Origin of the sequence: Sporosarcina saromensis, assembly GCF_033253735.1 — a bacterium.
GTDB lineage: Bacteria > Bacillota > Bacilli > Bacillales_A > Planococcaceae > Sporosarcina > Sporosarcina saromensis.
On record NZ_JAUBDI010000037.1, the window covers coordinates 1 to 13,765 of the forward strand.

Consider the following 13,765-nt stretch of genomic DNA (forward strand, 5'->3'; position numbering starts at 1 on the left):
ATGAGGTCAGCTTTATTAACAAGCTGGCCTAGCCTGCCAAGGCTAACATGTCCGCCACTCCATGTAAAATCAGCTAAATTGTTGGCTATTGTGTGTTACACATACTTCTTGACGGTACCCATGCTTCCTTCAAACGCCGCATATTTCACCGGAACGCGGCATACTTCTTCAAAACGCCGCATTACTTTGCCGTTTACCGCATAACTCGGCAAAACTCCGCATTACTCAGCCGTTCGCCGCATAACCTACCAGCTCTCCCCATAAAAAAGCATAAAAAAACTGCAGACATACAAAGTATGCCTACAGCCTAAATTAACTTATTCCCTTACTTCAAATCTTTCATGTCACTGCGCGTAATAATGTGGTCGATCAAACCGTATTCCTTCGCACGTTCAGCCGTCATGAAATTATCGCGGTCCGTATCTTTCGCGATGACTTCAACCGGTTGTCCTGTACGCTCGGAAAGAATTGTGTTCAACTTCTCGCGAAGGAACAAAATGCGTTTCGCTGCGATTTCGATTTCCGTCGCTTGCCCTTGCGCACCGCCGAGTGGTTGGTGAATCATCACTTCGGCATTCGGTAACGCGTAACGCTTTCCTGGCGTACCCGCCGTCAAAAGGAACGATCCCATTGAAGCCGCCATACCGATACAAATCGTTTGGATGTCCGGCTTGATGAATTGCATCGTATCGTAAATTGCCATACCAGCTGTAATGCTTCCGCCTGGGCTGTTAATGTAAATCGATACGTCTTTTTCTGGATCTTCCGCTTCCAAGAATAGTAATTGTGCAACGATGGAGTTTGCTACGTTGTCATCAATTGCGCTCCCTAACATAATAATACGGTCTTTCAATAAACGAGAATAAATATCGTAAGCGCGTTCTCCTCGTGTTGTCTGTTCAATAACTGTTGGTATGAGATTCATCCTATTTCCTCCTTTTGACTGGATCGAAATTATCGTTCTGTTGAAATCTTTTATTCAACTGTACATCTATCATACATACTATGGTCAATTAAGGTCAAATATTACGCATTCAGCAATCGTCTCGTCCACAACTGTAAAAACGTCCATAGCACGACAATTTCGATTCTCCCTACTTTATTCTGCCTAGACTTCATACATTCCCCACTTACTCGCAAGTTAGACAACCACACAAAAAATAAGTCTTGCAATCAAGCCGCGCTATTTGTATAATGGGACTTGTCTGCTACAAGCAGTAGCGCATAATTTGCCCTCGTGGTGCAACGGATAGCACGTAAGATTCCGGTTCTTGAGATGTGGGTTCGATTCCTGCCGAGGGCGTAAACGTATAAAAACCTGTAAATGGGCCCTGCCTGTTTACAGGTTTTTTTGTCCAAAGGAACAGCCGTTTCACAACAATCGAAACGGCTTTTCTTTTAGTTTTCTTTTTCTACAAGTGCAGTTAGGGTTTCGATCGCTTGCTCTTCATCATTACCTTCTGCAATTAACGTCACCGATGAACCTCTTGCAATCGCCAAACTCATGACACCCATAATACTCTTCGCGTTCACTTGACGTTCTTCCTTCTTCAGAAACACGTCAGATGTAAATTTATTCGCTTCCTGCACAAACAATGCAGCTTGTCTTGCTTGCAATCCAGTCTTCATTTTCACTTCTACTGTTTTTTCTGCCATTCGCACTAGACTCCTTTCGTCTTCACATTCTCAATCAGTTCAAAATGCCACCAACACGTAGATTTTCTGCAATCTCTTCGATTTTCCGTAAACGGTGATTGACCCCAGATTTACTAACCGTCCCACCTGACACCATTTCACCTAGCTCTTTTAATGTAATGTCTTGATGGGTGATCCGCAAATGGGCAATCTCTTGTAGGCGTTCAGGTAATTGATCCAACCCGATCGTATTCTGGATGAATTTTATATTTTCAACTTGGCGTTGTGCCGCTCCAATTGTTTTATTCAAATTGGCCGTTTCACAATTCACAAGACGGTTCACACTGTTTCGCATATCCCGCAAAATCCTTACGTCCTCGAACTTCATGACGGATACGTGCGCACCCATCAAGCTTAGAAAATCGGAAATCTTCTCCGCTTCCTTCAGATACGCGATATACCCTTTCTTCCGCTCAATTGACTTGGCATTCAAATGGAACAGATTCATCAGCTCCACTAGCGCTTCACTATGTTCCTTGTAAAACGAGAAAATCTCCAAATGATAAGAAGATGTCTCCGGGTTATTCACCGACCCGCCAGCCAAAAACGCTCCGCGCAAATAAGACCGCTTACAGCATTTCTTTTTAATCAACTCGGGGACGATTTCATTGTTAAACTGAAACGTTCCTGTCAGGATATACAAATCCTCTAGCAACTGCTTAGCGCCTTCGCGAATACGGCATATGTACACATTGTTCTTCTTCAACCGCATTTTCTTCCGGACTAACAACTCCACTTTATAAGGATATAGCCTTTTAATATTCGAATAGAGCCTCCGCGCAATGGCAGCATTTTCTGTCTGTACATCTAAACTTAACTGTTTGTTGGAAAACGAAAGGGCACCATTCATGCGAATAAATGCAGCAATTTCAGCTTTCACACAACAAGCACTCGTTTCAATTTGCGTCAATTCCTTCTTCACTTCTGCTGCAAAAGACATGACATTCCCCCCTTTCTCGGCGACAATCAAGTCTACTCGCTAACTTTTGGTTGCTCCATATAGCCGATGACCCAAGACGCAACCTTTTGGGCATCATGAATCATTCGGCCATCTACCATCGTTGAAATATCTTTTACGACAATGTTCGGCACAAGGTCTTTCAACGCTTCAATATCATTTTCGACAGGGAGTTGTACATCGGCCCCTTCATCATGCGGATAAATACGTTCCACATCCGTGTCATTTAACAGCACGGTATCGATGAATTCGCTTCCAGCATGCTCATACAACGCTTTCACATGCTCGGAGGCTGTATACTCGAACGTCTCTCCTGCTTGCGTCGTCAAGTTATTAATATAGACCTTTTTCGCGCGGCATGCGAGAACAGCGTCTCGTATGTCCCTTACAAGTATTGTCGGTAATATGCTTGTATATAAGCTACCCGGCCCGAAAATAATTAGATCCGCTTCTTCGATCACTTTCACCGTTTCAGGTAGCGGCTCAACTTCTTGAGGCGATACATACACTTTTTGAATTTTCCGTCCGTATACCGGTATTTTTGACTCACCGGTTACAATTGTGCCATCATCGAGCTCCGCATGCAAGGTGATTCTTTGGTTTGCTGCAGGTAATACTTTCCCTTTAATGTTCAGCACTTGCCCCATCTTTTCAACCGCACCGGCAAAATCACCCGTAATGTCGGTCAATGCAGCAAGCATAAGGTTTCCAAGAGAATGTCCCTTCAAATCATCCGAAATCGAAAACCGGTATTGAAACATCTTTTCGATTAACGGCTCCACTTCTGACAGCGCTGCCATCACTTGACGAATATCACCAGGCGGTGGAATATCGTACGCATCCAACAACCTACCCGAACTACCACCATCATCCGCCACAGTGACAACTGCTGTTAACTCTACAGGGTACTTTTTCAATCCTCGAAGCAATGTGGACAATCCGGTCCCGCCTCCAAAGACGACTATTTTTTTCTCTCCCCCGGATTGCAACATAGCGTTCAACCCTTTCTCTTCTCTACATCACGATGTGTAATAATTGTTTTATACTCTTCCTTGAACCGAGCACCGAAAAACTCTGCAAGTGTAACCGAGCGGTGTTGTCCACCCGTACAGCCAAATGCAATGACGACTTGGGATTTTCCTTCGTTCTTATATTGAGGAATAATGAATTTAAACAGATCGGACAGCTTCTCGATCAGCACTTGCGTATCATTCCATTTTAGCACATATTCATAGACTTCTTTATCCAAACCCGTTTTCGGCTTTAATTCATCGATGTAATACGGATTTGGCAAGAAACGGATGTCAAAGACGACATCTGCGTCGATCGGCATCCCATGTTTGAAACCGAATGACATAAAGTTCAGTGAAAAGCCTGTATCGCCTTTCGATGAAAACGTGGACATAATTTTCTCACGCAATTCTCGTGGTTTTAGTTGAGATGTATTGTAAATGGACCTCGCACGACCGCGCAACTCCGAAAGCAATGCCCGCTCTTTTCGGATGCCCGTCAATGGCAAGCCACCTTCAGCGAGCGGATGAGACCTTCTCGTTTCCTTGTACCGTCTAACAAGTGTCTCATCATTCGCTTCCAAGAACAGCAGCTTGACCGTTACACCATCCATTTGAATCATGTCATCCAATGCACCGATTAGCGAATCGAACAAGTCTCCGCCCCTCGTATCCATCACCGCTGCAATTCGTCTCATCTTGTTTTCGGATTTCATCATTAAGTCAATAAACGTAACAAGCAACTCTGGCGGCAAATTATCGATACAATAAAACCCGAGATCCTCGAAACTTTGCATCGCCACAGTTTTCCCCGCACCAGACATCCCCGTAATGATGACCAATTCCACGTCGCTATTCGGTAATTCGTTCTCCATTGTCGTCAATCACCTTCCATCGAGTTTTGCAAACGTTCGTCCAACAGTTCGAACTCTTCTGTATAATAAAATGTACCATATTGCACGCCAGATTGGGAGACTGCAAATAACAAGTTTGCCCGATCGCCTTCCGCCATAGGCAACGTTTCCAAACTTTCAACCGGATGCCACTCCAGCAACCCTTCCCGATTCGACTCATATGGCGTCCCCGTCAAATCGTGCGCAACGAACGTATACAACATCCATTCATTCAACAACGCCTTCGTATCCGGATCCACAATCATCATCGTATAGATCCCCTTCACATGCGGTTTCACAGGCACTGCACCCGTCTCTTCCTCAAACTCCCGCACCGCCGCTTCGTAAATGGACTCCCCAGAATCGATCTTTCCACCTGGAGCAACATACCAATCACGTCTCGGTTTCTTCAACAACAGCACTTGATTGTTTTTGACTACAAGTAAATTAGCAATTCTTTGCATTTAAATATCCTCTCTTTTTTCAACACGCGTACGTACAGTATACTATGTTTTTCAACCAAACGACAAAAAAAGAAGACCACCCACCGGTAAACCGGTAGATAGCCTTAACAACTTGCTATATCAAAAAGGGGGGTCAAATTGATACTCTTACTATAACCCATCTGTATTGCAGAACCATTACAACAATATTAAGGTTGCATTAATGTTATTACAACTGCCAGAGATTCCAGTAACATAACTACTTTCTGCAATTACTAGCTTTAAAAACCTCTTTTTTTAATCGCGTCATGGCGGGAAGCTTCCGACTTACATCCCGCCCGCGTACCCTCACGCAAAATATTCCTCCTGCGCGCTGTTGCGTTCGTTCACCTTTTCAATCGGATAATTTTCACCCAATAACCAGCTTGACGTCCCCAATGTAAGCCTGCTTATGCCCAAAATAGTCCCCCCGCCACCCACAAAAAAAAGCAAGAACGGAAACACCCTCTCCGTCCTTGCTCTTTTCTCTTCTTATACTTCCGCTAATTTCTCAGCGAGTTCTTCGATATACTTTTGGCATGCTTGTGCAGCGATACTACCATCACCAGTTGCTGTAACAACTTGGCGAAGCATTTTCTGACGCACGTCACCAGCAGCGTAAATGCCCGGCACGGACGTCTCCATGTCTTCGTTCGTCACGACATAGCCGTGTTCATCCAAGATGCCAAGATCTTTAAACGGTCGTGTTAACGGATCCATACCGATATAGATGAACATACCTTCTGTTTCCATTTCTTTTTCTGTTCCGTCCACTGTTGAAACGAGTGTAATGGAACCGATTTTGCCGTCTTTGTCGTTCACTTGCTTCACCGTTGAATTCCAGATGAAATCAATTTTTTCATTTGCAAACGCACGGTCTTGCAAGATCTTTTGTGCACGCAACTCATCACGTCTGTGGATAATCGTCACTTTGTTAGCAAAACGCGTCAAGTATGCACCTTCCTCAACAGCAGAGTCTCCTCCACCGATAACGACGATGTCTTTCCCTTTGAAGAACGCTCCGTCACAAACTGCACAGTAGCTCACACCGCGTCCAGTCAGTTCTTTCTCGCCAGGAATGCCCATCTTACGGTATTCCGCACCTGTCGTAATAATGATTGCACGTGCTTTATATTCTTTTCTTCCTGAAATGATTGTTTTATAACTTTCCCCGTCAATAATTTCGGAAACGTCACCGTATGCATATTCCGCACCGAACGCTTTCGCGTGGTCGAACATTTTCTTCGAAAGATCCGGTCCTAAAATCGTTTCAAAACCAGGATAGTTCTCAATTTCTTCTGTGTTTGCCATTTGTCCGCCCGGAATTCCGCGCTCTAGCATTAATGTTGATAAGTTTGCTCTAGATGTATACACTGCGGCAGTCATCCCTGCAGGACCAGCGCCGATAATAATGACGTCATAGATTTTCTCAGTTGTCATCGTTCTTCCTCCTCCATTACATATACCACTGTTCAAATCGTATAAGATTTCAAGGAGCCATTCAATTTTTTTGCTTGCATGAAATAAATGACTTTTTCTCCTTATTGATTAAAATGTGGAAGAAATTCGATCAATTCATTTACATATTTCGTCAACGTCTGAGGCGAAATGCCATACATGCGGGCGATGGCCGTTTTCGTCACGCCTTTATAGCGCGATGACTGGAACATGTAATCGGCAGCCGCCGCCAACGCTTTCGGATTGCGGAAGTGATATGCACGCTGTAACCCGACTTCACAAAGGGTAAACCACATTTGGAATAAATGCGTCCCTTGTTTGTCCAGCGGTTTGTACTCAGCGTACAATAAATCCGTCGCTTGCACTGCTCGTAAGAAAGACTCATCAAATTCATTTACAATCGTGAATTCATAGTCGAGGCTTTGTGCTAAAAACAACTGTTCCATGACGGAAAGCTTGTCCAAGTCGATGTACGCAGGATGGGAAATAATTTCTTGCTTATGGCCCGACTTGCCAAGCAAATAAAAGCCAAGTAGACGCTCACTTCGATATTTGTTTCCGATTTTACTTAACAAAAACTCGCGATCTTGCTCATACGATTCCGGCTTTACGGATGAATGAACATCTTTCCAAGGCTCTAGCCCTTCCTTACTTGGATCGAGTTCAACGAGTTTTTCATATGCATCCTTTGCAACTTGCTCATTTCCTGAGAAATAAGCCGAATGGGCAAGCCAGAAATAATAGCCCGCATCCCCTTCAAAACCTTTTTTCTGCAAGCTGCGCAACCAGCCATATGCTTCCTTATGTTTACCAACTAACGCAAACGTTGCACCTAATTTATAGCGATGGACGAATTGGTACGGCTTGATTTTCAGTAACAAATCGAGCATTTGATCCAATTCCTTTTGATCTTTTTCATAATAATAAAAGACGGCGAGATTGCATAACGCATGGATGTTGCCTTTGTTTTTATCCAACACGTCATACAGCAATTCCTTTGCCGGCTCGATGTTGCCGACATAAAAATAGGCAAGCGCCAAATTGTTATAAGCCGCCCAAAAATCCGGATAGTCGATAATGATCGCTTCCAAAATTTTTATCGCCTCTTCAAAATCACCGGATTCCATGGAACGTCGTGCTTTCTCCTGCAAGAAATACACTTCGCCATCGGGCATTTCTTCGTCTTTGAAAAACGCCTCTTCTTGTTCCGCGAAGTCGATGATTTTCATCGAATCGTCCGCAAGCGGGCCGTCCGGTGCTAACGCAATGTATTTTTCAGCGTAAATTTTCGCATCACGAAGAAGCCCGAGGTGAGCGTGGACTTCCGCCAAATAGAAAATAATATCCTCTTCTTCCGGGTCTAAACCATGGGCAGCCGCTAAAATTTCATACGCCTCTTCAAACATGCCTTGCTCCATGACAAGAATGCCGAATTGCATGAGAATGAGCGGATCATTCGGACTTAACTCGACCGCCCGTTGTAAATATTTATGAGCTTCATCATAGCGTTCGCGTTGCATCGCTTTGACGCCTTTATGATAATAAAATTCACCGTCAGGAATAAATGAAATCACTTTTTTGTCGATGTTCTTATGTTTTTTGTCCAATCAAATTCCTCCGAAAAAATTAGAAGGAACGCATAAAACGTTCCTCCCAATCAACTTGCCTTATTATAACATAAGTTTACGAACCGTCACTCTATTTCTGTTAGTCTTGCAGGTTACGAGAGGAAGCCTGTTTGCGCGCCTCCATCTGTTCCGCCGTATAGATGATCCGGACGGGATTCCCTCCTGCCAATGCACCTGCAGGAATATCGCGGTTTACGAGTGAAGCGGCCGATACAATCGCCCCATCGCCAATTTCCACGCCTGGCAAAATTGTCGAGTTCGCCCCGATCATGACCCGGTCTCCGATGACCACATCGCCAATCCGGTATTCATCAATCAAATATTCATGCGCAAGAATTGTCGTATTAAAGCCGATAATTGTATTGTCCCCTACTTTGATGCGCTCAGGGAACATCGTATCCGGCATAACCATAAGTGCAAACGACGTTTTATCCCCAATTTTCATCCTCAAAAACGTTCGGTAGATGAAGTTCTTCAAAGGGATGAAAGGCGTATACCGGCCGACTTGAATGAAAAAGAAGTTTTTCGCGACTTTCCAAAAAGACACCGTTTGGTAAATGTGCCAAAGCGAATTCGCATCGCCTTTCGTACGGTACCGTTCCGTCCTTCTCACACTTTTTCACCCTGTGTAATTGGAAGAAGATCGCTAATATGCTGCAACACATAATCCGGTGCCAGCGAACGGATAAACGCTTCTCCTTTTAACGACCAAGCAACACCAGCAGTCCGCACACCCGCATTTTTGCCCCCACCAATATCATGGGTATTATCCCCGATCATAAGTGCTTCCTCGGGTTTAGACCCTAACCGCTCCAATGCGAGCAACAAAGGCTCGGGATCAGGCTTCGGTCGTTGCACATCATCTAATCCGATGACGGTATCAAAGAAATCTTCCAGCCCCATGAGTTGTAATCCTCTCATGACCATATTGTTTCGCTTCGTCGATACAATCGCCATTTTCATGCCATTCTCTTTTAATCGTTGCAACGTTTCGGACACCCCGTCGAACTCTTTTACGAGTTGGTCGTGGTTCGCCAAGTTCCATGTCCGGTATTCTTGAATCAATACATCTGACAAATCAGCGTCAACCGTATCAAATGACTCTTTCAATGTTGGACCCATGAACGGCAAAATATCCTCCCGCGTATATTGCCCTGGATAACGGCTGTTCAACACTTGCTCAAACGATTGTATGATCAGCTCATTCGTATCGAGTAACGTTCCATCAAAATCAAATAACAAAGTCGTAATATTAGCCATTTAGCACCGTGACCTCCTTCAGTTTCCTTCGTTCGTTCCGCTTCCAAATGACCGCCACAGCAATCGTTAAGACAAACGCTGTCACGAGCCGGATCAGTAATAACGGTAACACTGGAATTCCGAGTGGAATGAATATTAACGTATCCTCCACGACGGCGTGACAGGCAATGAGGAAAATGAATGCAAGTGTCGCATCCTTTTTACTGACGCCATCCTCTTGCACCGCTTGAATCATCACACCTGCCCCATACAACAATCCAATGACCAAACCGGCTACCAATGTCATCGAAGCATTCGGTTGCACACCGATCACTTTCGTGAAAGGAGCAAGTTTCTCGGAAAACTTCTGCAAATACTGCCGGTCTTTCAAAAACTGCACAAAAATCATTAACGGAATGACAATCATCGCAAGCTGCAGCACACCGAATGACGCTTTTTGCAAACCAAGCAAACCGATTGCCAGCCACCCTTCCGGTGCAGCAACAACTTCAGGTGCTATGCCGTATTTCGCAATCTCCCCGCCACCGTTCCAGAACAAATTAATAACAATTCCTGAGAACGCCGCCAATCCAAACCGTACGACAAGCACAACCCACAATTTGACGCCAACTTTCAGCGCCACACCGGTTTCAATGAAAATATTATGCGCAAAGCTGAGCATCACCGCTAAGATGAACACTTCTTTCACAGTCAACTCAAGCGATAAAATCCCTGCAATCCCCGCATATAAATTGAGCGCATTCCCGAGCACTAACGGAATTGCCGCTTCCCCGCTCAATCCAAAAATGCCCATGAAAGGTGAAACGAGCTTCACAATCCAAGACAACACGGGTGTATGCTGTAAAATGACGAGCAACAACGTAATCGGGAATATAATCTTCCCTAACGTCCACGTCGTCTTCAACCCCGCTTTCAACCCATTCCGCAACGTCTCCATGTCCCCAACCCTCTTTTATTTATCTTGATAATGCACGTTCACTTTTTTAATGAACCTTCTATAGATAAACATCGCTACCGCAAATACAATCGCTAAAATGGATACGATTTGCGCAGCCCGTAAATCGCCGCCATACAAACTGTCCGTCCGCATCCCCTCAATGAAGTAGCGGCCGATCGAATACCACGTCAAATAGAAGAAGAACATCTCTCCGCGTTTCAAACGCACTTTCCGTAATAAAAGAATAATGATCAATCCGACAACATTCCATAACGATTCATACAAAAATGTCGGATGGTATGTAACGCCCTTAATCGTCATTTGTTGCATAATCCAATCAGGAATCATCGTATTTTCCAAGAACGACTGCGAAACCGGTCCACCATGCGCTTCTTGGTTAATGAAATTCCCCCAACGTCCAATAATTTGGCCAATCAAAATACCAGGCGCTGCAATGTCGGCCACTTTCCAAAAAGATATTCCCTTCCTTTTTGTATACACATACGTCGTCAAAAACGCACCGATTAATGCACCGTGAATCGCGATGCCGCCTTCCCAAATCTTAATAATATCGGCAGGATTGTCCTTATACGAATCCCACGAGAAAATAACATAGTAAATCCGCGCACTAATAATGGCAATCGGAACAGCCCAAATGAGCAGGTCTGTTAAAAAGTCAGGATGCATCCCCCGCTTCACCATTTCCTTTTGCACGACGATAAACGCCAAAATAATCCCTGTTGTAATTAATATCCCATACCACCGTATAGGAATCGGCCCTAACTTGAACGCAGTCGGGTCAATTGCTAGTAAATCAAACATCCGTTCACTCGATCCCCTCTATGTCAGATTTCGTCGTTTCATCATGAATTGCCGCATCTAATTTCTTTGAAAACGCCTCTGCAGCATTAATGCCCAATCTTTTCATGCGGTAATCCATTGCCGCCACCTCAATGATGACCGACAAGTTCCGTCCCGGTCTCACCGGTACCGTCAACTTCGTCAATTCGGAATCAATAATCTTCATCTTCTCCTCATCGATGCCTAAGCGGTCATAAATCTTTTCCGGATCCCACACTTCTAAATCGACGACCATGAGCACGCGTTTATCGTCCTTCACTGCACTTGCACCAAATAACGTCATCATGTCGATAATGCCAACGCCACGAATTTCAAGCATATGCCGCAAAATCTTCGGCGGATTGCCAATGAGGACATTTTTCGCAACTTGACGAATTTCGACCGCATCATCCGCAACGAGCCGATGCCCCCTCTTCACGAGCTCCAGCGCCGTCTCACTTTTCCCTACACCGCTTTTCCCGGTAATCAACACCCCGATGCCATACACATCGACTAACACACCATGGACTGTTGTCATCGGAGCGAGCCTACCTTCAAGGAAATTCGTCAGCATTCCCGAAAATCGCGTCGTTGCGCTATCCGTCTGTAAGATAGCAATATTGCGTTCCTCCGCAACTGCCATCAGTTCTTCTGGACATTCCATCTGATGCGCAATAATGAAAGCAGGTGTATCAGGCGAACATAACCGTTCCATGCGATCCACCCGTTCAGCTGCCGTCAGTCTATAAAAGAAGGAGAGCTCTGTTTTCCCTAGCAATTGTACACGGGAAGCTGGATAAAAATCGAAATAACCAGCCATCTCAAGACCCGGACGTGAAATGTCACTCACTTCAATCCGTCGGTCAATCCCTGCGTGGCCACCAAGCAATTCAAGTCCAAAACGTTCTTGGACATCTTTCACCGTCACAATCGACATCCTCTCGCCACCTTTTCATATCAATCTGTCTACGCACCATTTTACCACGAACTGCTCCATTTTAAATGAATTCAATTCGAACTTGTACACTTCTTACCCCTTCCATTCTATATAAGAAGTAAGGAGGGAATAACATGACGATACTACTAATTGACGCAGGACACGGACCGAACACACCAGGAAAACGCTCACCCGACGGCCTTTTACGCGAATTCACCTTCAATGCCGCCGTCGCCAATTTAACGAAGCAACATCTAATCGCTAAAGGCATCACCGTTCGATTTGCTCACGATAAAACCCGAGACGTTCCACTTACAGAACGGACCACCTATGCCAATCGCCAACAAGTTGCAGCCTTCATCTCCATCCACGCCAACGCATACGGCAACACATGGAATGCAGCGCAAGGAATCGAAACGTATATCTATCCAACCGCCGGTACCCAAACCCAATTGCTCGCAAATCTATTGCACACATCATTACTCACCGCCTGCAACCGAAAAGACCGCGGCATCAAAAAAGCCAATTTCGCCGTACTCCGCGAAACCACCATGCCCGCCGTTCTACTCGAATGCGGCTTCATGACAAATCGAGAAGAAGCCCAATTGCTCTTAGATCCGAAATACCAGCAACAATGCGCCAACGCCATCGCATTCGGCGTGTTAGCATGGCTGTACCGTTTAGATAAAGGTTAAGAGCGGATTGGTATAAGCATGGAACTGGATTTAACATAAAGTAATTTTGACTTACTTGGACGAGGGTGGCTCGCTACAATGAAACGACAAAAAAGTAAAGCCAGGCGAGCACATCACCTTAGTCATACAACTCACCCTCAACCAACCCTTTTTATTTGCCAAAACCCATTCAGCGCGACAATAACCGTCCCACATACACAACTCCCCGCGATAAAATCAACTTCAACAACAGCATAACTTCTTCAAACTCCGCATATTCAAGTCAAACGCGGCATACTTCCGTCAAACTCCGCATATCCCTCGAGAACGCGGCAAAAGTCGCTCAAACGCCGCATAACTTCTCCATTCGCCGCTTATCCAAGCAAAACGCAGCATTCCCCTAAAACTCGACGTCACTTTAAGTAATACCCCCACCAATAATCAGCCCATTTTTAGATTGTCAAAACCCATTCAGCGCGACTGTAACCGTTAAAATAAACAACTCCCCGCGATAACAACAACTTCAACAACAGCCTAATTTCATCAAACTCCGCATATTCCCGTCAAACGCGGCATACTTCCGTCAAACTCCGCATATTCCAGCCAAATGCGGCATACTTCCGTCTAACTCCGCATATCCCTCTAGAACGCCGCAAAAGTCGCTCAAACGCCGCATAACTTCTCCATTCGCCGCATATCCAAGCAAAACGCCGCATTCCCCCTAAAACTCGACGTCACTTTAAGTAATACCCCCACCAATAATCAGCCCGTTTTAGATTGTCAAAACCCATTCAGCGCGACAATTATCGTCCCACATATACAACTCCCCGCGATAACAACAGCATAACTTCTTCAAACTCCGCATATTCCGTAAGCGTTAATCGAAATACACCTTATTCTATTTGTTTGTCCATGCAATACTGGTAGTAACTTTTAGAAACAGAGAGGTGTTTGAGATTGTCAGAATTAGCGAATCCATCCGCGATACATGAT

The 13,765-nt window shown here is 44.9% G+C and carries 14 protein-coding genes and 1 tRNA gene; 2 read left to right on the forward strand and 13 right to left on the reverse strand.

What is annotated here, in order from left to right; all coding sequences use genetic code 11:
• Window positions 1-325: 325 nt before the first annotated feature.
• On the reverse strand, window positions 326-925 hold the full coding sequence (clpP, locus tag QT711_RS19265) for an ATP-dependent Clp endopeptidase proteolytic subunit ClpP (RefSeq protein WP_317946872.1): 600 nt from the start codon (window positions 923-925) through the stop codon (window positions 326-328).
• A gap of 306 nt (window positions 926-1,231) precedes the next feature.
• Between clpP and QT711_RS19270 the strand changes: the two genes are divergently transcribed.
• Window positions 1,232-1,303, forward strand: a tRNA-Arg gene (locus tag QT711_RS19270).
• A gap of 95 nt (window positions 1,304-1,398) precedes the next feature.
• Here QT711_RS19270 and QT711_RS19275 read toward each other — a convergent pair.
• The 12 genes from QT711_RS19275 to hprK form a co-directional block, all read right to left on the reverse strand.
• On the reverse strand, window positions 1,399-1,656 hold the full coding sequence (locus tag QT711_RS19275; RefSeq protein WP_317946873.1) for an HPr family phosphocarrier protein: 258 nt from the start codon (window positions 1,654-1,656) through the stop codon (window positions 1,399-1,401).
• 34 nt (window positions 1,657-1,690) lie between these two features.
• Window positions 1,691-2,635 (reverse strand): DNA-binding protein WhiA, encoded by a 945-nt coding sequence (gene whiA, locus QT711_RS19280; RefSeq protein WP_317946874.1) that lies wholly within the window; start codon window positions 2,633-2,635, stop codon window positions 1,691-1,693.
• A gap of 32 nt (window positions 2,636-2,667) precedes the next feature.
• Window positions 2,668-3,645 (reverse strand): gluconeogenesis factor YvcK family protein, encoded by a 978-nt coding sequence (locus QT711_RS19285; protein ID WP_317946885.1) that lies wholly within the window; start codon window positions 3,643-3,645, stop codon window positions 2,668-2,670.
• Window positions 3,646-3,650: 5 nt separating this feature from the next.
• Window positions 3,651-4,538: an RNase adapter RapZ gene (rapZ, locus tag QT711_RS19290; RefSeq protein WP_317946875.1), complete on the reverse strand. Its 888-nt coding sequence runs from the start codon at window positions 4,536-4,538 to the stop codon at window positions 3,651-3,653.
• Between the two features lie 5 nt (window positions 4,539-4,543).
• A complete protein-coding gene (locus QT711_RS19295; protein ID WP_317946876.1) occupies window positions 4,544-5,020 on the reverse strand; it encodes an 8-oxo-dGTP diphosphatase in 477 nt (158 codons plus the stop codon).
• 510 nt (window positions 5,021-5,530) lie between these two features.
• Complete coding sequence (gene trxB / locus QT711_RS19300; protein WP_317946877.1) at window positions 5,531-6,478, reverse strand: thioredoxin-disulfide reductase; 948 nt, start codon at window positions 6,476-6,478, stop codon at window positions 5,531-5,533.
• A gap of 101 nt (window positions 6,479-6,579) precedes the next feature.
• Window positions 6,580-8,103, reverse strand: a complete 1,524-nt coding sequence (locus QT711_RS19305) for a tetratricopeptide repeat protein (RefSeq protein WP_317946878.1) — start codon at window positions 8,101-8,103, stop codon at window positions 6,580-6,582.
• 100 nt (window positions 8,104-8,203) lie between these two features.
• Entirely contained in the window at window positions 8,204-8,737 is a 534-nt protein-coding gene (locus QT711_RS19310) for an acyltransferase (RefSeq protein WP_317946879.1), read from the reverse strand.
• Window positions 8,734-9,384 carry a pyrophosphatase PpaX gene (gene ppaX, locus QT711_RS19315; RefSeq protein WP_317946880.1) on the reverse strand — a complete coding sequence of 217 codons (651 nt, stop codon included), beginning with the start codon at window positions 9,382-9,384 and terminating at the stop codon, window positions 8,734-8,736. Before ppaX ends, QT711_RS19310 begins: the two co-directional genes overlap by 4 nt.
• Window positions 9,377-10,321: a nucleoside recognition domain-containing protein gene (locus QT711_RS19320; RefSeq protein ID WP_317946881.1), complete on the reverse strand. Its 945-nt coding sequence runs from the start codon at window positions 10,319-10,321 to the stop codon at window positions 9,377-9,379. The genes ppaX and QT711_RS19320 overlap by 8 nt, the downstream gene beginning before the upstream one ends.
• Window positions 10,322-10,336: 15 nt before the next feature.
• The gene (lgt, locus tag QT711_RS19325; RefSeq protein WP_317946882.1) at window positions 10,337-11,143 is read right to left on the reverse strand and encodes a prolipoprotein diacylglyceryl transferase; all 807 of its coding nucleotides are present in this window, start codon (window positions 11,141-11,143) and stop codon (window positions 10,337-10,339) included.
• 4 nt (window positions 11,144-11,147) lie between these two features.
• Window positions 11,148-12,098 carry an HPr(Ser) kinase/phosphatase gene (gene hprK, locus QT711_RS19330; protein ID WP_317946883.1) on the reverse strand — a complete coding sequence of 317 codons (951 nt, stop codon included), beginning with the start codon at window positions 12,096-12,098 and terminating at the stop codon, window positions 11,148-11,150.
• Window positions 12,099-12,232: 134 nt separating this feature from the next.
• On the opposite strand from hprK, the gene QT711_RS19335 reads away from it, so the two are divergent.
• The gene (locus QT711_RS19335) at window positions 12,233-12,793 is read left to right on the forward strand and encodes an N-acetylmuramoyl-L-alanine amidase family protein (protein WP_317946884.1); all 561 of its coding nucleotides are present in this window, start codon (window positions 12,233-12,235) and stop codon (window positions 12,791-12,793) included.
• The last annotated feature ends 972 nt before the right edge of the window (window positions 12,794-13,765 follow it).